Source organism: Ruegeria sp. AL3 (genome assembly GCF_056536065.1).
The window spans coordinates 1987804-2005049 of record NZ_JBQFJG010000001.1 but is presented as its reverse complement, the minus strand read 5'-3'; the positions used below and the strand labels follow the sequence as shown (position 1 = coordinate 2005049).

Here is a 17246-nt window from a genome sequence, read left to right as displayed (position 1 = left end):
GCAAGTCAAATCAATCAAAAAAGGATAAACCCACATGAACATCGAGTGGATCTGGGGGCTGTGCGGTGGCCTGCTGATTGGCCTGGGCGGAGCCGCGTACCTGCTTGGAAATGGCAGGATCATGGGTGCAAGCGGCATTTTGGGTGGCCTTGTCGACGGTGAGGCCCGCGACACCAAAGCCGAACGCGTGGCCTTTATCGCCGGGTTGATCGGTGTGCCGCTTCTGCTGCGGCCACTGATCGCCCCCGAGACCCAAACGCATCTCACCAGCAATCTGGGCCTTGTTGTTGTGGCCGGGCTTCTGGTCGGTGTGGGAACGCGTATCGCCAATGGCTGCACGTCGGGTCACGGGGTCTGTGGCATCTCGCGATTTTCTCTGCGCGGCATCGTGGCCACCGTATTCTATATCCTTGCCGGCGGAATGACCCTCGTTCTGCTGCGCCATGTTTGGGGGTTGATCTGATGCGCCTTTTAATTGCTTTGCTCGCAGGATCGCTGTTCGGTGCCGGATTGTTGATTTCGGGCATGACGGACACGACCAAGGTTCAGGGATGGTTGGATGTTTTCGGAAACTGGGACCCGACCCTGGCCTTTGTGATGGGCGGCGCCATCCTGCCGATGCTTGTAGCCTGGAGGCTTACCTCTGGGCGCAAGGCCTTGACCGGAGGCGATTTTCCACCTCCTCCGAGGTCCGAGGTTGATCGCAGGCTCATCATTGGTTCCGTCCTGTTCGGAATGGGCTGGGGCTTGGCCGGGCTTTGCCCGGGACCGGCGATGGCCTCGCTGACCTATGGTGGTTTGGGTGGCCTGGTCTTCCTGATCGCGATGGTTGCAGGCATGTTCATCGCGCCAACGCTGGGGGCGCAACTGGACAGAGCCGCAAACGCGGCCTAAGGATTTGGCATGGAGATTCGACCGATCACGCCCCGCTATGCTGTCTCACCGCAGATCACTATAGAAGACGTCCCGGCAATTGCCGAGGCAGGCTTTGTCAAGGTGATCTGCAACCGGCCCGATGTTGAGGTTCCCGCAGTCATGCAATCCGACGCGATCGGTGAAGCCGTCCGTGCGGCAGGCATGGACTACGAGGTGTTGGAGCTGACCCACCAGACCATGACGCCCGAGATTGCAAAGCAGCAGCGTGACCTGGCAGAAAGCTGCGATGGCCCGGTTCTGGCTTATTGCGCCTCGGGCACTCGGTGTTCGGTGGTCTGGGCCCTTGGTCAATGCGACCGCATGAGCACGGACGACATTCTGGCCGCCACGACAAATGCCGGATATCAACTGGAAAACCTGCGCCCTGCACTAGAGCATTTTCGCAGCCAGGCAGACTAAACCCTATTCTGCGTCGGAATTCGTGTCGGCTGCGTCAAGGCCAGCCAGTTGCGAAATCTCTGCGACCATCCGTTCGGAATCGTTCAGTGACAGATCGTTGTCCGTCAGATCCAAACCCGCGTCCTCAATTTCCGGAGGCATGGCATCCACCGCGCCGGAAACCGGTTCGACCAGGTCATCGTGCGGCTGCATTCTCCCTCGGCTTTCGATGAACTCCTGCGCTTCGTACCCCGACAAGGCGGGCAGGGTCGAATGTTCGTTCAACCGAACGGCGCGTAACCCGCCACATTGACCAAGGCGGCCAATACCCGTTGGCTTTCGGTCGATGGTCAATATCTCAGTTCTGTCCAGGCGCGCCCCGCGCAATGGCAAAACACATCCAGGTTGAATCTCTGACAGATCGGACAGTGGCAGCGACATCCGGCACAAGACGGCCTTCAGTTCCGCCCGAACAACACCCGATGCCTGCTCAAGCCGGGGACCGGCCGGATCCGTGACCTCCTCTGCCTTTTCCGGCGTGGCAAGATGCTCAGGAAGAAAGATCGAGATCTGTCCCTGCTGCGCCCCGCCGGCCAGATCAACCGTCAGATCGAAGACGCGGTATTCATCTTCTGTCATGGCCAACGACAAGCCGCGCGAATCTTTCGTACGTGCCGCGAACTCGTATCCCGTCAGGCAGACCTGCTCGGCCGCAGCGTCTATTGAGCCGGCAGTCAAGGTCAGAGCGGTTTCGATGAACGGCACCACCATGGCGGCGTCCGTATCCGTAAAGGCCCTTGGGGCCGGATCACCGGGCAGTATTTCACCGATGGTCTGGGTTTGCACAATGGCGGACACCACATGCGGGCTCAGGCAAATCCCAGCGCGCCCCTCTGGCCCGTCAAACACCAACATAAGCCAATCCTGAGCGAATGATTCCGCCATGTCATCCTGCCTGCGACTGGCCTGTTTTGCCCCGATGACAGCCAGGGGAAGGTTCAATCGATCACTTGCTGCCCGCGCAAACCCCAAGCGCAGCGCCCGCAAAACCGAACGCGGGCGATCGCCCAGATCTTTTCGTCCAACAGACAGTTTGCGCGCCAAAGCAGCGCTGACGGTTTGTGACATGGCGCCCGATCACCAGTTGCTTCAATAACTGGCTATTGGTTTACCCTGCCGAGCGTTACGAAGTTCTTTATGGCCGTGTCATTGCGCGGCCTGCTGGAAAGCCAAAGGCAAGCTGACCCGGAAGGCCGCACCGCCCTGCCCGGGCAAATATGTGATCTCACCGCCCAACCGTTGCATGATCTCACGGCAAATGGCCAAACCCAGACCTGCGCCCCCTGCCTTGTCGACCCCGACACGGGCAAATTTCTCGAACACCATCGAACGCGCGCCGGGTGGAATGCCGCTGCCGTTGTCGATGAAATCTATGATGACCCTGCCGCCGACGTCGTGGGCTGAAATGACCAATACCGGTTCTTCCGCGTCACAGTATTTCTGCGCGTTCGAGATCAGGTTGATGAACACCTGCCCCAACCGGTCCAGATCCGTATGCAGGGACATTCGCTCGGCCGTAAGAGTCCGGCGAACCGTGATTTTCCGCTCTGCTCCGGCCAGCGCGCTGGACACCGCCCGGTCCAGAACCGAACGCAAACTGTCATCGCTGAGGTTCAGATTGACCTGCCCGTTTTCCAGCACGCTCAGGTCCAGCAGATCGTCGAGAAGCCGGGTCAGGCGCAAGGCCTCATCGTGAATGATTGCGGCATAACGGGTCTGTTCCTCACGGCTCAGGCCCTCTGTATCCCGCATGATCTCGGAAAATGCTCGGATCGAGGTCATCGGCGTGCGCAACTCGTGACTGACCTGGCTCAGGAAGCTGTCTTTTTGTTCGGAAATCTGCGTAAGCTTGGTGTTTGCTTCGCGCAATTGGCGCGCCGTACGGGACAATTCCGACGACTTCTCTTCCAACTTCCCCGAATACTCCAGAAGCTGCGCCGATTCATCCGCCACCGCCAGCAGATCTTCTACGGAAACTGAAGACCCTCCGACGATTTGGGCAATCATCGCATGCGCCGTGGCGGTGCCGACCGACCCGCTCAACTCTCGCTCCAGCCGGTTCAGGAAACCCGGGGTCGGTTCCGGCATATGTGACCGGCCGCCCTGTTTTTCAGCCTCTGCCTGAAAGAACTCCTGCGCTGGCGCGGTGCCCAGAATACGCTGTGTCATGATCATCAGGTCTTCGCTTTGCGCAACCGAGCCGGACCAGCCACCAGGTGAAACCGAGTGGTCAAAAACATTGACGAATTGCGCACCCTGCAAACGCTCCAGAGGGCTGGGAAAGCTCAGAAGGGACGCTATGCAAAAGGCAATGGTGTTCAGGGACAGGGACCACATCACGGTATGGACCATCGGATCGATCCCTTCGATCCCGAACAGGGCATGAGGACGCAACCAGGCAAGGCCGAACAGCCCATTCTGCATGACGGCCTCCGGCATCCACGGCGCGCCCATACCTGGCAACAAAAGCGTATATATCCAAAGTGCGAAACCGACGCTCAACCCGACCAGCGCCCCTGTCCGGGTTGCTCCGCGCCAGAACAATCCCCCGACCAAAGCAGGTAGAATCTGCGAGATTCCGGCAAAGGCAATCAATCCGATCGAGGCCAGCGCCGCACCACCACCGGACAACCGATAGTAAAAGTAACCCAACGCCATGATCACGGCGATGGACACGCGGCGCGCAACCAGAACGATGCTGCGCACATCGCCCGAAACCGAGCCCGTACCCTCATGCGTGTTCAACCAAATGGGCATGACCACATGGTTCGAAACCATCGTCGACAAGGCCATTGCGCTGACGATGACCATCGACGTTGCGGACGAAAACCCGCCGATAAAGGACAGCATGGCCAACCAGTCATTGCCCTGCGACAGCGGTACCGTCAGCACGAACAGATCGGGATTGGCCCCTTCTGGCAACAGGTCCAGACCAACGACGGCAATTGGCACGACAAAAAGACTCATCAAAAGCAGATAGAGCGGAAACGCCCAGGCGGCGGTTCGCAGATGGCTTTCGTCATCATTTTCGACCACCATAACCTGAAACATGCGCGGCAGGCAGATAAAGGCCGCGGCGGACAGGAATATGAAAGTCGTCCAGCGCCCGGCATCGACGTTCCACTCTCCGATTTCCGAGGCATCTATCCTATCCATCATCGGGCCAACGCCACCGGCAATGCCCCACACTACGAAAACGCCCACGGCGATAAGAGCAAACAATTTGACAACGGCCTCCACTGCAATGGCGGTGACCACACCGTGGTGGCGCTCGTTCACGTCCAGATTGCGCGTGCCGAAAAGAATTGCGAACACCGCAAGCCCCGCTGCCATCCAGAATACACTGGACCCTTCGCGGTACAGACCCGATGAATCGGCTTCGGCAAAAATCGAAAAGGACAAGGTGATTGATTGCAACTGGAGCGCGATGTAGGGTGTTCCGCCAAGCACGGCAAGAATGGTCACACACACGGCAAGCGTGTTCGACTTGCCATAGCGCGATGACAACAGGTCCGCGATAGAGGTCACCCGCTGACTGCGCCCGACCCTCACCAGTTTGCGCAGTCCCCACCACCAACTGACCATCACCAGGGTTGGGCCAAGGTAAATCGTTACAAACTCCAACCCGGACCGCGCGGCATTGCCCACCGCACCATAGAACGTCCATGCCGTGCAATAGATCGACAGCGACAAGGTATAGATCAGGGGCGAGCGCAGCCACTTGCCCCGCCCTGCCGCAGCCATTCGGTCAGCGGCGAAAGCCACGGCGAACAAGAAGATGACATAGCCAAGGCAGACCAGGATCAGCGTGTTAATGGTTGCCATCACTCAGCGTCCGCGTCTTGATCCTCGCGCACGCCCAAACGGCGGGCCGCAATTCCAAAAACCAACCCAACCACGATCAGAGCGCCCCAGCAGACAAAGATGTAATACATTGCTGAAGACAAGGGGACAGCCTCGCCCTTGCCGGGCTGATCGGGCCACAATAGCGGAAGCGCCAGCAGAGCCGCCCCCAAGAACGGCAGCAGCCGCGCCGCATCCGCCAGCCTACGTCGGCGATAGCTTTGACGTTCGAGAAAAAGCGAGGGGCGTGCGCCCTGTGGTGCGCCCTTTTTGCCCTCGCCAGACATCATATTCGCGTCGCCTGCGCGTGAAGATCGCGCACAGCCGTCAGAACTTCGGCATTGGAAAACGGTTTGGTCATGAAACGGCTGACACCAGCGTTTTCCGCCATTTCCCTGTCGCGCGATTGACCGCGCGCCGTCAGCATCAAAACCGGCAAACCTGCCAGCTCTTCCATCTCTCGGATGTCCCGCAGGATATCCATGCCACTCTTGCCCGGCAGCATGACGTCCAGAATGACCAGATCGGGCTGTGCCCTCTGAATCACCTGAACCGCATCCGTGCCATCGCCATGCGTGTCCACCTGCCATCCCTCGCGGGTCAGCAGAAACCGGATTGCTTCGGCAATGTTCGGCTCGTCCTCGATTAACAGAACCTTACGGCTCATATTTTCAGTTCCTCCCCAAGACCGTTCCTCCATCCTCAGATCGGTCCCCGCCAGATTAAGCCTTCTGTCGGGAAAGTGTCAAAAGCCTTCGCTCAAAATCGACGGTTCGCGGCGGGCCTCGCAAGCATTGCTGGGACAGACGCGGCAGTTTGGCCCGACTTGCGTGACCGGAGCGGCACCTGCCGCCTCGTTGCCCGAACGGACCAGCATAACCGAGCGATAAACGGGATCCTGATCATACCCCAATACCGCATAAGGCCAAGCATAGGCGAAGCATTCGAATTCAGCCGGGGTCCGCCCCATCTGGACAACCTGCTTGCGCACCGGAACAAGTGGGCGGCTCAAAGCCGTGAACAACGGCCACAGCGGGCAAACCTCACCATGCCGCGCCAAAGCAAAGCCCGGAATCGGCTTGATGAACAATACGCTGCCGGATGCATCGCACAGCACCATGCCAACCGGCTGCGGCAACACGTCATCGGGTATGAACGCCAATCGACGCAGAACGGTGGCGACGTCCACGGAAAAGCGATAAGCCAACGCAATGGGATCCGTGTCGCCTTTTTGCAGGCTCGATCGAAGCGCATCCAGCGGCAAAGCGATTGCATCATCGCGATACATCTTCAGAACTTCACGCGCCACAGTTCGGGCAGCCGACGTGTTGAGACTGCTCAGATCAACGGCATCCACGTCCTCGCCCTGTTCCAATTCCGGAAAACTGTACCTGCGGGATTCGAAGAACGCTTCGACCTCTTCAAGCGGAACACCGCGCGGATCAATTGACGAGTCGCTTTCGTCCAAAAAGGTTACAAGTGCCTTTGAACTCCCGGCCAGCCGCTCTGCATCCTGGTGCAGGTTTTTGTGAAACCGTTCCCGCCACTCTGCTTCGATGTCCTCTGTGTCTGCAAGAATTGCCGCTGTTGAACGAATCGCCGCCGCCGTTGACAGCACTTCGTGCATTGATGCCGCAAGATGCGGGTCATGAGTCAGGCGGTCCGACAAGATCTCGACATTCCGCTCAAGCGAAACAACCCGGCGGTGCATCTGCGCAAGAACCCCGGCCCATCCGGGAAAGCGCCCGGCAAATTCTTCCAGCCCGTCCACTTCGGCCTGCTGCCCGACGGCGTCATCCGCCGCTTCCCGCAAGGCCGACACGAGGGTTGCCTCGATCCCCTGTGTCAGGACAGAGGGTTCGACGGAAAGCGCTGACGCTATATCCACCAGCAATTTGCCACCGATCCGGCGGCGGTTATGTTCGATCAGGTTCAGGTAGGACGCGGATATCCCGGCAAGGCGGGCAAGTTCCGCTTGCCGAAGCCCGGCAATCTGCCGTCTTTCCCGAATACGGCTTCCCGTCAACATATCGCGCATGATCGTATTCTCCTGACAAGGCTTCAGCCACTTTTTTCAGAACATATCATGTGTTTCGCTAGTTTACCGAGATATTTTCAAACCATATTTACAACCTTAACAAAAGCGGCAGCCGCCAATGCGCATCAATGGCCACAATAAGCCGCATCTCCCCTTCAATTCCGCGTGGTTTCCCGGCACGATAAGCGGATGAGTGACCCCGCCTTTGAATATGCACCGATCGGGCTTGTTGAACTGGAAAACCGGATCATCAGACGCTGCAATCTGCAATTCGCCCGCACTTTCGGCGGGGAAGAGGCCGATTACCGCAACATGCCGCTGTTGCATCTCTATCCCTCGGTCGCGGATTGGGAGAGGATCGGGGAACGCAGCCTGCAAGTGATGCGAGACACCGGGTACTACACGGATGAACGCGTCATGCGGCGCCGCAATGGTGATCTGTTCTGGTGCCGCGCCCGTGGCCGCTCTTTGACGCCCGATGACCCTTTCCGCCATGGAATCTGGAGCTTTTCCGACATCTCGGAAGAACGTCCCCTTGTCGAATTGACCGTTCGAGAACGCGAAGTGGCGATCCTGTCCTGCCGTGGCCTGTCCGCCAAGGAAATCGGTGCTGAACTGGGCCTGAGTTACCGCACAATCGAAGCCTATCGCGCCCGTCTGCTTGAGAAATTCGGCGCCCGCAAACTGTCCGAGCTTGTCGCCAAATTGTCAGGGATGCCTCTGTAACCTGTCCGCCCCTTTAAATTATGCGGGATTCCCGCCTGTGATGGTGCGAGTCGGCGCTTTTCATGCACCGCCGCTTAGCCTATAACCCTGCGTAATTTGATCAGAGCCCGCAAGAAACAGACGGGCCAAAGGGGAACCGTCGAGGACACTCATGACAGACACCAAACACGAAGCGGATGTGGCATTCATCAAGGCTCTGGCCGAGTTGCTGCGTGACAATGACCTGACCGAATTGCAGGTCAAGCGCGAATATGGCGAGGAAGACAGCCTGAACGTGCGCGTAAGCCGCATGACACAGGCCGCAGCTGCACCAGTTCAGGTTGCCGTGCCTGCGGCAGCACCAGCTCCTGCCGCTGCGGCTGCGCCTGGCGTGGCCGAAGCCCCTGCCGCTCAGGAAGATCCGGCCAGCCACCCTGGTGCTGTGACCTCTCCCATGGTTGGAACCGTCTACATGCAGCCCGAGCCCGGCTCGCCCGCATTTATCTCGGTCGGCGCTTCCGTTTCCGAAGGCGACACGCTGCTGATCGTCGAAGCGATGAAGACCATGAACCACATCCACGCGCCCAAGTCGGGCACGATCAAGCGTGTTCTGGTCGGCGATGGCGACGCTGTGGAGTTTGGCACACCTCTGGTCATCATCGAGTAAGGCGGGCCCATGTTCGACAAGATCCTGATTGCCAACCGAGGCGAGATCGCCCTGCGCGTCATCCGCGCTGCCCGCGAGATGGGGATTAAGACGGTTGCCGTCCACTCCACCGCGGATAGCGACGCAATGCATGTGCGCATGGCGGACGAATCGGTCTGCATCGGCCCCCCGCCCAGCCCCCAGAGTTACCTGTCCGTGCCCGCGATCATATCGGCCTGTGAAATCACCGGTGCGCAGGCGATCCACCCTGGCTATGGCTTCCTGTCCGAGAATGCCGAGTTCGTGCAGATCGTCGAAGATCACGACATCACGTTCATCGGCCCCACCGCAGAACACATCCGCGTCATGGGCGACAAGATCACTGCCAAGGACACGATGAAGGCGCTGGGAGTACCTTGCGTGCCGGGATCAGACGGCGGCGTGCCTGATCTTGCGACGGCCAAGAAGATCGGTGAGGAATTCGGCTATCCGGTCATCATCAAGGCTACCGCAGGCGGCGGCGGTCGCGGTATGAAAGTTGCGATGAACGCTGACGAAATGGAAAGCGCCTTCATGACTGCGCGGGCCGAGGGCAAGGCCGCCTTTGGCAATGACGAAGTCTATATCGAGAAATACCTGACCACGCCGCGCCACATCGAAATTCAGGTGTTTGGCGACGGGAAAGGCAAGGCTGTTCATCTGGGCGAACGGGATTGTTCGCTTCAGCGGCGCCACCAGAAGGTGTTCGAAGAGGCCCCAGGCCCCTGCATCACACCCGAAGAACGCGCCAGGATCGGCAAGATCTGCGCGGATGCGGTCGCGAAAATCAATTATATCGGCGCCGGCACCATCGAGTTCCTCTACGAAAATGGCGAGTTCTATTTCATCGAAATGAACACCCGCCTTCAGGTGGAACATCCGGTCACCGAAGGTATCTTTGGCGTCGATCTGGTGCGCGAACAAATCCTTGTCGCAGCGGGTGAACCGATGTCGTTCGGTCAGGACGATCTGGAAATCAACGGCCACGCCATCGAGGTTCGGATCAACGCTGAAAAGCTGCCGAAATTTTCACCCTGCCCCGGCAAGATCACGGCCTATCACGCGCCGGGGGGCCTTGGTGTTCGAATGGACTCGGCTCTCTATGACGGGTATTCGATTCCACCCTATTATGACTCTCTGATCGCCAAGCTGATCGTGCAGGGTCGTGACCGGGCCGAAGCGCTGGCCCGACTGGAACGCGCACTGGGGGAATTGATTGTCGACGGTATCGATACCACGGTCCCTCTGTTCCACGCACTGCTGCAGGAACCCGATCTGCACAGCGGCGACTACAACATCCACTGGCTGGAGCGCTGGCTTGCGGAGAACATGGAACAATAGCCACCAAGGACCGGAGGGCGCCTGCCCTCCGGTTGCCTCATACCTGACATGAGCCTGTCCCCCGAACTTTTGTTGCATGGCTATTCCATCGGTATCTTTCCGATGGCCGAGCATCGCGATGACCCCGACCTGTTTTGGGTGGATCCCAAGTTTCGCGGCGTCTTTCCATTGGACAGTTTCCACATTTCTCGAAGCCTGGCGCGCCGTATCCGAAACTGCGGGTTCGATTTCTCGATCGACCAGGACTTTTCCGGCGTCGTCGACGGGTGCGCCGACAGGGCAGATACCTGGATCAACGCCGAACTTCATGACCTGTACCGCCAGCTGCACCAAACAGGGTATGCGCATTCACTGGAAGTCTGGGAAAACAACACGCTGGTGGGCGGCGTCTATGGCGTGACCCTAGGCGCAGCATTCTTCGGCGAAAGCATGTTTTCAAGACGCAAAGACGCCTCGAAGATCGCCCTCGCCTATCTTGTGGACCGCCTGAGGCAAACCGGGTTCCGTCTGTTTGACACGCAGTTTCTGACCGCGCACCTGGCCTCTTTGGGCGCAATCGAAATTCCGCGCGGCGCCTACAAGAAAGAGCTGGAAAAGGCCTTGAACCACAGCGCCGATTTCTCGGTGCCGCTGAATCAATCGGCGGCGGGTGTGATACACCGTATGACCCAAACGTCATAACGCGCGTGATCCAGCGCATTCAATGCAGGGGAGGTTGCGATCATCCAACCGTCAAACAGCTGATCGGCCTTCCCACTCTCCCAGATGGTCAGATAGGCGAATGCGTCACCCGTTGGATTGTCAACGGGAAAACGGCAATCTCCCAAGGCAACATCCAGCCCAAAAATCGCTGCCGTCGCGCCGGTCTGCAATTCAACATCGACAGTCTGGCCGTTCACCTTGTCCAGGCCCCGCAGCATTGCCCCGGGCCCAGATTGAACTTTCTGCTGCGCGGCCGCACCTGTGGCGGCCAGCAACAAGGCAAGAATCGTGGCGCGCATCATTCGCTGCCGTCTCCGGCTACGAACTTGACCAGCAGCGAAATCAGGCTGACCGCGCCCTGCGTATCCTCGATCTCGTCGCCGGGATCAAAGTAGAATGGTGACCCACCTGGCATCACCTCGACGAAATTGCCCCCCAGCAAACCTTCTGAGGAAATGACGATGGCACTGTCGTCCGGCACCAGAATGCCGTTCGCAATCGTGAAAGTCGTGTCAGCGCGGTAGGTATCCGGGTTCAGGGTGACGCCCGTCACGGTCCCGATCTTGACGCCCGCAAGGCGCACATCCGTACCGACACCCACCCCCTCCAGAGATCTGAAAGACGCGCCCAGTTCATATCCAGCGGCACCTTGCGACAAGCCCGTCGATTGGCTGGCATAGACACCAAATGCAACGGCACCGGCCAATACGACGCCGCCGACAAGAACTTCGGTCCAGTTATGGGTCGACATTATCGCCTCGTTTATTCCGGGCTCCAGGCCTCATAGTCCTTACGTTCAACCGGTTCCGCGCGACGCAGAGATCCGGCAGGAGCATAGGCCAGCGCGGTGCCAGTCAGGTTTTCCTGATGTGGTTTTTCCCAGGATTTATGCGGCAGCGGTTTATCTGTCGGAGGCTCGTCCCAAGTGCGATGCAACCAACCATGCCATTCAGGATCAACCCGGCTGGCTTCGGCCTCGCCATTGAAGATAACCCAACGCTTGCTGTCATCAGCATTGCGGTAAAACACGTTGCCTTCATTGTCTTCGCCCACTTTCACGCCCTTGCGTGCAGTGTAGATCTGAGTGTTCAAAGTTGACCCATTCCACCAGGTCACGGCTCGCAAAAGACTGTTCAGGATTCCCATCGGGTGCCTCCGGCATTTCGTCGAAGAAAGGTATGGACCAAAGGCCCGCCAAGGTCCAGTGCCCCTGATACCACCTGCGTCACTCCGGCAAAAAGGCGGTCACTTCGATCTCAATCCTGTATTTCGGATCAATCAAACCGCATTCGATCATCGTCGCAGCCGGTGGATTGGCGCCAAAAGTCTCGGCCAGGATCGGCCAGCACGGCTCAAACTCGTTGCGGTCCGGCAACATGTAGGTGACCCGAACCACATCGTCAAAGCCTGCGCCTGCCTCAGCCAGCGCCTTGCCGATGATGTCCAGCGCAGACCGGCATTGCGCCACCACGTCCTCGCCCCGCCCGACGGTCCCGGCGACATGAACCCAGCCGCCCGCAACCACTGCGCGGCAGTACCCGACCTTGGCTTCGAACTCACCACCCGAAGAAATGCGCTGCACTGCCATAATCCGTCACCTTTGATGTTCGAAAACTTGCTTAAGCTTCCGCCGCCTGACCACGCATGACTTCGCGTGCGAGCGACGGATCCACAGCTTCATCTGGCTAAAAATATCCCGGGGGGATGCCCGAAGGGCAGCGGGGGCAGAGCCCCCTGAACCGGTTCAAGTGAAGTTCCACCGTCGCGGTAAAAGCCCGGCCTCAGCCCGCCGAGGCCGATTCCTTGGCCGCATCGGCATAGATGAACAGCGGCTGCGCGTCGGACATCACCGCCTCTTCGTTCACCACAACCTCGCTGACATTTTTCATGCCCGGCAGTTCGAACATGGTGTCCAGCAGAATATCCTCGAGAATAGACCGCAGGCCGCGCGCGCCGGTTTTGCGCTCGATGGCCTTTTTGGCAATTGCCTTCAAGGCATCATCCGTAAAGGCCAGTTCAACATCTTCCAGTTCGAACAAACGCTGGTATTGCTTGACCAATGCGTTCTTGGGTTTGGTCAGGATGGTCACCAGCGCGTCTTCATCCAGATCCTCAAGCGTCGCCAGAACCGGCAGCCGACCGACGAATTCCGGGATCAGTCCGAATTTCAGCAGATCCTCGGGTTCCAGATCCTTGAATATCTCACCCACACCGCGGTCGTCATTGTCGCGCACATCGGCGCCAAAGCCCATGGCCGAGCCTTTGCCACGTTGCGCGATGATCTTGTCCAGACCCGCAAATGCACCGCCACAGATGAACAGAATGTTCGTCGTGTCCACTTGCAGGAATTCCTGCTGAGGATGCTTGCGGCCACCCTGTGGGGGGACGCTGGCCACCGTCCCTTCCATCAGTTTCAGCAATGCCTGCTGCACGCCCTCACCCGACACGTCACGCGTGATCGAGGGGTTTTCGGATTTGCGAGTAATCTTGTCGACCTCATCGATATAGACGATGCCGCGCTGCGCGCGTTCGACGTTGTACTCACTCGCCTGCAACAGCTTGAGAATGATGTTTTCGACATCCTCACCAACATAGCCGGCTTCGGTCAGGGTCGTCGCGTCAGCCATGGTAAACGGCACGTCCAGAATACGCGCCAGCGTTTGCGCCAGCAGCGTTTTACCGCAACCGGTCGGACCGATCAGCAGGATATTCGACTTTGCCAGTTCGATATCGCTGCCCGCTTTCTGTGCGTGGTTCAAACGCTTGTAATGGTTGTGAACGGCAACCGACAGAACCCGCTTTGCCGTGGCCTGACCGATTACATAATCGTCCAGAACTTCGCAGATATCCTTTGGCGTCGGAACGCCGTCAGATGACTTCAGTCCGCTGGCCTTGGTCTCTTCGCGGATGATGTCCATGCACAGCTCAACACATTCATCACAGATGAAAACCGTGGGGCCTGCGATCAGCTTACGGACCTCATGCTGGCTTTTGCCGCAGAAGCTGCAGTAGAGCGTGTTTTTCCCATCGCCGCCTGAATTCGTCGCCATGATCTACCTTTCGGGCTTCGTCCCTGCGCCCCTTTTCGGGGGCGCTTACACCTGTGTGTGCAGCTTAGGCCAGCACTCTGGCGGCTACAATCTCAAAATGACCCCCGCGCCGGTGACGCGGGGTATCGGCCTCAGGCCTCTTCCGTGTCCATTTTCGCTCGATTTTCAACGATCTCATCGATGTGACCCCATTCCTTGGCCTCTTCCGGGCTCATGAAATTGTCACGATCCAGCGCTTTTTCGACCGCCTTTTTCGTCTGCCCCGTATGACGTACGTAGATGTCATACAGGCGATCCTTCAGCTTTTGGGTTTCGGCCGCGTGAATCATGATGTCACTGGCCTGGCCCTGGTACCCGCCACTGGGCTGGTGCACCATGATGCGGCTGTTGGGCAGTGAAAAGCGCATTCCCTTCTCGCCCCCGGCCAGCAGGACCGAGCCCATCGAGGCCGCCTGACCGATCACCAATGTGGAACATTTCGGCTTGATGTATTGCATAGTGTCGTAAATCGACAAACCGCTGGTTACCACTCCGCCGGGCGAGTTTATGTAGATCGAGATTTCCTTGTTGGGGTTTTCAGCTTCGAGGTGCAGCAATTGCGCCACAACAAGATGGCTCATCCCATCATGAATCGGTCCGTTGATGAATACGATCCGCTCTTTCAGCAGGCGGGAGAAAATATCATAGGCGCGCTCGCCCCGGCTGGTCTGCTCAACGACCATGGGAACAAGTGTATTCATGTAGGTTTCTACGGGATCGAACATTCGTAACCTGCCTGTTTAGCTATGGATCGGGACAATATCCCAACAAGTGTTACCTGAGTCTTAGTGTCGGCTAAGGGGGGCTGCAAGGGGGGCAAGTGAGAACGCTGACCGAATGTGGATCATCATCAATCGTCAAGGCGAACCATCTGTTGTTTCCGGCAACGATCAGCAGATCGCCTTAAAGTGAATCATCTGCCCCCTCGCGTTGCGGGAACGTTCAATCCGAATTCCCCTTTCATACATCACGCTATTTTGATTCATACATATAGAAATGAATGTACGAAACATGTACTGAAGGGTCTTACACTCACGTCTCTTTACGTTACGGAAACAACACCCGGCCAACGGGTTTGCAAGGAACTCAATCGATGGCACTTCCTCAGCTGTCCAATGACATGTCAAAAGAAGATTTTGACCGCATGGTCACCAACGCGACACGCGCTTCCAATTTTCTCAAAGCGATAAGCCACGAAGGCAGATTGATGATCCTCTGCCATCTGGTGTCCGGTGAAAAATCCGTCACCGAACTGGAAGAATTGCTGTCCGCCAGACAAGCCGCTGTATCACAGCAACTTTCCCGTCTGCGACTTGAAGGGTTGGTGATACCTCGCAGGGAAGGTAAAGCCATCTACTATCGTCTGGCGGATGATCGTCCCCGCCGCATGCTCGAAGTCGTTTACGAGCTCTTCTGCGGCGACGGCCCGACCTAGGAACTGGCTCCGGCTGAAAAAAGGTGCTACCGAAAAATAATCGAGCACCAAGGAGACGAACATGATCCGCGTAATTCTGATGGGCCTGAGCCTGTTTGCACTGACTGCCTGCGAAACCGCCAAAGGCGCCGGCAAGGATATCGAAAAAGCCGGAGATGCCATCCAAGGCGCAGCAACCGACGTGCAGGAAAGCCTGTAATACACTTTATTTTGCGCCGCGCGCGGGCCTTCTCTCAATATGTAGTTGAAAGACATGGCATGCCGCGGTAGCTTTCCCTTACAGGTGCATAGACGCGGCATTGCATCATCTGACGCTAAATCGGGGCTCTTTCGCATACGCAGAAGAGCCCCGGTCCCTTTCGGCAGGGGTGAGTGGTAGCCTGTATGAAACCGAAATCCGGCAAAGGAAAAGGCGCCAGGTGCGCAGACGCGGTCTTTGCATGCGTCCTTTCGGACACTCCTGACGCCTTACCGGGTCGATGCGCTCCGAAGAGCACCCGATCCAGTTGCTACAGCCCCCTGAGAGACTGCAGCGGCTGCATTGTCCCCGAAGAGACATCACAGAGTGCATCGGCCCTCTGAGAAGGTAACCATCCGACTTGGGCATGAAGCCCTCGTTCGGCTGATCACCCACCGGTAAGCCATTGCAGTTCAACGCAAATCCTAAGATCCAGTCTCTCTGCCAAGACCCCCGGGCCTTTGCGTCCCACCTTCGGTTTCCGAAGAACCTGTGTGGTTTTCAGACTGTTGCAGCACGCCTTGTATCTGACAAGAAAATAGCACTGCAGCATGAAAATTAGACGGGGATAAATTGTTGGTATCTGCCGGGAAATCTTTGTGGATAATCCGAGAAGTTTCGACTCCACGCATGTTTGTCCCGGGAAATTTTCAGGTCTGGGCCTGAGCCCGGCTTTTGGCCCAATGCTGCGGGCGCAAAGGCCACCGCACGCGCCATTAGTTGAGAATTGCGGGGTTTGTACAACTCTCGGACCACCAATCTTTCGAATCGTACATACGGAGATTCGCCGATGCGTTGCACCATTTCCCATGCGCGCGCCCATTTGGGCGCTTTGGTCACCCGCGCACAGGACCCGCGCGAAGTGATCATACTGACCCGGCACGGCAAACCGCTGGCCGCTCTGGTCTCGGTCGCAGAAGCGAAGCGGATCTGGCATTTGCAGGATGATGACGAGATCGGGTGGAAACACCCGCTGTCGGGCATTCGCGGAATGTGGTCGCGGGGACGCAACATCCCCGGAATGGAACCGGGACCGGACGGCAGCTATGTCACCGCGCGCGAAGCCGCGCTGAAGGTTCGCGAGATCCAGATGACCCGCGCCGAGGAACGCCGCATTCTTGCGCGGGGTGGTCTGGTTCCTATCGCAGGCGGTGAACTGGCCGCCCGGCCCGTCTCCGCGCTGTGGAGACGATTGTTCCGTTTTTGAGAAGCGGTCCGACCCGCACGTGGCAACCTACTAACCTCCGCCGCAGTCAAAATTGCAGCAGCGATACTTACCCCCTACAATCGTCCGGGCCGGACACGCTTCAGTTCACCTGACGTTCCAGAACGGTGCTGTAGGTCGTTCCGTTCCGCAGGCTACGGAAATCGGCAAAGATCTTGCCATCTTCGTACCGCGCATCGATCAACGCATTCGCGCCGATCAGCAGAGGTGAGGTTTCGACGATGCCGATGCTGCCCGTCCCATCGAGGCTGATGGTGCCGGTGGCCTCGTATTCATTCCAGTCGGAATCGCCATCGCGACGCCATTTGCTGTGCCCCCAGAAAACGTTGCCGTCCTGAAGCTGCACATCCAGCATCCATTCGGCCTGATTGAACCGGGGCTGATCGCCTTTGTAGTAATGGCTGGGCTGAACGGTCGTGTAAGACCCCAGCCAGGTGCCGCGCAGATCGGGCGTGGTATCGGCCAGCGCGGCCGTTCCAAGGGCGAGGGTCGTGGCCAAAGCGGCTGCTCCGGCAGTCATGTATCTGGTCATGGGCTCTCTCCTTCTGTCTGGTCAACAGATTGGGACCGC

At 58.1% G+C, this 17246-nt stretch carries 22 protein-coding genes; 10 read left to right on the top strand and 12 right to left on the bottom strand.

Annotated elements, in window-relative coordinates:
* Positions 1 to 34 precede the first annotated feature (34 nt).
* Genes ACR3E6_RS10195 through ACR3E6_RS10185 form a run of 3 tightly spaced genes read left to right on the top strand, consistent with a single transcriptional unit; the run spans position 35 to position 1335 of the window.
* Positions 35 to 463 carry a YeeE/YedE family protein gene (locus tag ACR3E6_RS10195; RefSeq protein WP_480486990.1) on the top strand — a complete coding sequence of 143 codons (429 nt, stop codon included), beginning with the start codon at positions 35 to 37 and terminating at the stop codon, positions 461 to 463.
* A complete protein-coding gene (locus ACR3E6_RS10190; protein WP_152457358.1) occupies positions 463 to 894 on the top strand; it encodes a DUF6691 family protein in 432 nt (143 codons plus the stop codon). Before ACR3E6_RS10195 ends, ACR3E6_RS10190 begins: the two co-directional genes overlap by 1 nt.
* A gap of 9 nt (positions 895 to 903) precedes the next feature.
* Entirely contained in the window at positions 904 to 1335 is a 432-nt protein-coding gene (locus ACR3E6_RS10185; protein ID WP_171724383.1) for a protein tyrosine phosphatase family protein, read from the top strand.
* Between the two features lie 3 nt (positions 1336 to 1338).
* Here the strand turns inward: ACR3E6_RS10185 and ACR3E6_RS10180 are convergent, their stop codons facing one another.
* From ACR3E6_RS10180 to ACR3E6_RS10160, 5 genes are all read right to left on the bottom strand, one after another.
* Positions 1339 to 2442 carry a FliM/FliN family flagellar motor C-terminal domain-containing protein gene (locus tag ACR3E6_RS10180; RefSeq protein WP_480486988.1) on the bottom strand — a complete coding sequence of 368 codons (1104 nt, stop codon included), beginning with the start codon at positions 2440 to 2442 and terminating at the stop codon, positions 1339 to 1341.
* Between the two features lie 78 nt (positions 2443 to 2520).
* Positions 2521 to 5199: a sensor histidine kinase gene (locus tag ACR3E6_RS10175; RefSeq protein WP_171638170.1), complete on the bottom strand. Its 2679-nt coding sequence runs from the start codon at positions 5197 to 5199 to the stop codon at positions 2521 to 2523.
* A complete protein-coding gene (locus ACR3E6_RS10170; RefSeq protein WP_245218138.1) occupies positions 5199 to 5507 on the bottom strand; it encodes a hypothetical protein in 309 nt (102 codons plus the stop codon). The genes ACR3E6_RS10175 and ACR3E6_RS10170 overlap by 1 nt, the downstream gene beginning before the upstream one ends.
* A complete protein-coding gene (locus tag ACR3E6_RS10165) occupies positions 5504 to 5884 on the bottom strand; it encodes a response regulator transcription factor (RefSeq protein WP_152457354.1) in 381 nt (126 codons plus the stop codon). Before ACR3E6_RS10165 ends, ACR3E6_RS10170 begins: the two co-directional genes overlap by 4 nt.
* Positions 5885 to 5962: 78 nt before the next feature.
* On the bottom strand, positions 5963 to 7255 hold the full coding sequence (locus ACR3E6_RS10160) for a helix-turn-helix domain-containing protein (protein WP_480486986.1): 1293 nt from the start codon (positions 7253 to 7255) through the stop codon (positions 5963 to 5965).
* Between the two features lie 189 nt (positions 7256 to 7444).
* On the opposite strand from ACR3E6_RS10160, the gene ACR3E6_RS10155 reads away from it, so the two are divergent.
* From ACR3E6_RS10155 to aat, 4 genes are all read left to right on the top strand, one after another.
* Complete coding sequence (locus ACR3E6_RS10155) at positions 7445 to 7981, top strand: LuxR C-terminal-related transcriptional regulator (RefSeq protein WP_152457352.1); 537 nt, start codon at positions 7445 to 7447, stop codon at positions 7979 to 7981.
* A 151-nt stretch (positions 7982 to 8132) separates the two neighbouring features.
* Complete coding sequence (accB, locus tag ACR3E6_RS10150; protein WP_480486984.1) at positions 8133 to 8627, top strand: acetyl-CoA carboxylase biotin carboxyl carrier protein; 495 nt, start codon at positions 8133 to 8135, stop codon at positions 8625 to 8627.
* A 9-nt stretch (positions 8628 to 8636) separates the two neighbouring features.
* Positions 8637 to 9986: an acetyl-CoA carboxylase biotin carboxylase subunit gene (gene accC / locus ACR3E6_RS10145; protein ID WP_171638176.1), complete on the top strand. Its 1350-nt coding sequence runs from the start codon at positions 8637 to 8639 to the stop codon at positions 9984 to 9986.
* A 48-nt stretch (positions 9987 to 10034) separates the two neighbouring features.
* Positions 10035 to 10667: a leucyl/phenylalanyl-tRNA--protein transferase gene (aat, locus tag ACR3E6_RS10140; protein WP_245218137.1), complete on the top strand. Its 633-nt coding sequence runs from the start codon at positions 10035 to 10037 to the stop codon at positions 10665 to 10667.
* On the opposite strand, the gene ACR3E6_RS10135 is transcribed toward aat, so the two are convergent.
* The 6 genes from ACR3E6_RS10135 to ACR3E6_RS10110 form a co-directional block, all read right to left on the bottom strand.
* Positions 10622 to 10990: a DUF2155 domain-containing protein gene (locus ACR3E6_RS10135; protein ID WP_209547016.1), complete on the bottom strand. Its 369-nt coding sequence runs from the start codon at positions 10988 to 10990 to the stop codon at positions 10622 to 10624. The two genes, aat and ACR3E6_RS10135, sit on opposite strands and share 46 nt — an antisense overlap.
* Positions 10987 to 11439 carry an outer membrane lipid asymmetry maintenance protein MlaD gene (mlaD, locus tag ACR3E6_RS10130; protein WP_209547013.1) on the bottom strand — a complete coding sequence of 151 codons (453 nt, stop codon included), beginning with the start codon at positions 11437 to 11439 and terminating at the stop codon, positions 10987 to 10989. The genes ACR3E6_RS10135 and mlaD overlap by 4 nt, the downstream gene beginning before the upstream one ends.
* Before the next feature lie 11 nt (positions 11440 to 11450).
* Positions 11451 to 11834 carry an NADH:ubiquinone oxidoreductase subunit NDUFA12 gene (locus tag ACR3E6_RS10125; RefSeq protein ID WP_152457346.1) on the bottom strand — a complete coding sequence of 128 codons (384 nt, stop codon included), beginning with the start codon at positions 11832 to 11834 and terminating at the stop codon, positions 11451 to 11453.
* Between the two features lie 79 nt (positions 11835 to 11913).
* Positions 11914 to 12276, bottom strand: a complete 363-nt coding sequence (locus tag ACR3E6_RS10120) for a RidA family protein (RefSeq protein ID WP_171724386.1) — start codon at positions 12274 to 12276, stop codon at positions 11914 to 11916.
* Positions 12277 to 12469: 193 nt separating this feature from the next.
* The gene (gene clpX, locus ACR3E6_RS10115; protein ID WP_152457344.1) at positions 12470 to 13738 is read right to left on the bottom strand and encodes an ATP-dependent Clp protease ATP-binding subunit ClpX; all 1269 of its coding nucleotides are present in this window, start codon (positions 13736 to 13738) and stop codon (positions 12470 to 12472) included.
* A 131-nt stretch (positions 13739 to 13869) separates the two neighbouring features.
* Positions 13870 to 14502: an ATP-dependent Clp protease proteolytic subunit gene (locus tag ACR3E6_RS10110; protein ID WP_480486981.1), complete on the bottom strand. Its 633-nt coding sequence runs from the start codon at positions 14500 to 14502 to the stop codon at positions 13870 to 13872.
* A 368-nt stretch (positions 14503 to 14870) separates the two neighbouring features.
* On the opposite strand from ACR3E6_RS10110, the gene ACR3E6_RS10105 reads away from it, so the two are divergent.
* The 3 genes from ACR3E6_RS10105 to ACR3E6_RS10095 all read left to right on the top strand — a co-directional run bounded on the left by ACR3E6_RS10105 (position 14871) and on the right by ACR3E6_RS10095 (position 16657).
* On the top strand, positions 14871 to 15212 hold the full coding sequence (locus ACR3E6_RS10105) for an ArsR/SmtB family transcription factor (RefSeq protein ID WP_480486979.1): 342 nt from the start codon (positions 14871 to 14873) through the stop codon (positions 15210 to 15212).
* Positions 15213 to 15273: 61 nt separating this feature from the next.
* Positions 15274 to 15411 (top strand): entericidin A/B family lipoprotein, encoded by a 138-nt coding sequence (locus ACR3E6_RS10100; protein WP_152457342.1) that lies wholly within the window; start codon positions 15274 to 15276, stop codon positions 15409 to 15411.
* A gap of 829 nt (positions 15412 to 16240) precedes the next feature.
* Positions 16241 to 16657: a type II toxin-antitoxin system Phd/YefM family antitoxin gene (locus ACR3E6_RS10095; protein WP_171724388.1), complete on the top strand. Its 417-nt coding sequence runs from the start codon at positions 16241 to 16243 to the stop codon at positions 16655 to 16657.
* Positions 16658 to 16757: 100 nt separating this feature from the next.
* On the opposite strand, the gene ACR3E6_RS10090 is transcribed toward ACR3E6_RS10095, so the two are convergent.
* On the bottom strand, positions 16758 to 17207 hold the full coding sequence (locus tag ACR3E6_RS10090) for a hypothetical protein (protein ID WP_171724389.1): 450 nt from the start codon (positions 17205 to 17207) through the stop codon (positions 16758 to 16760).
* Between the last annotated feature and the right edge of the window lie 39 nt (positions 17208 to 17246).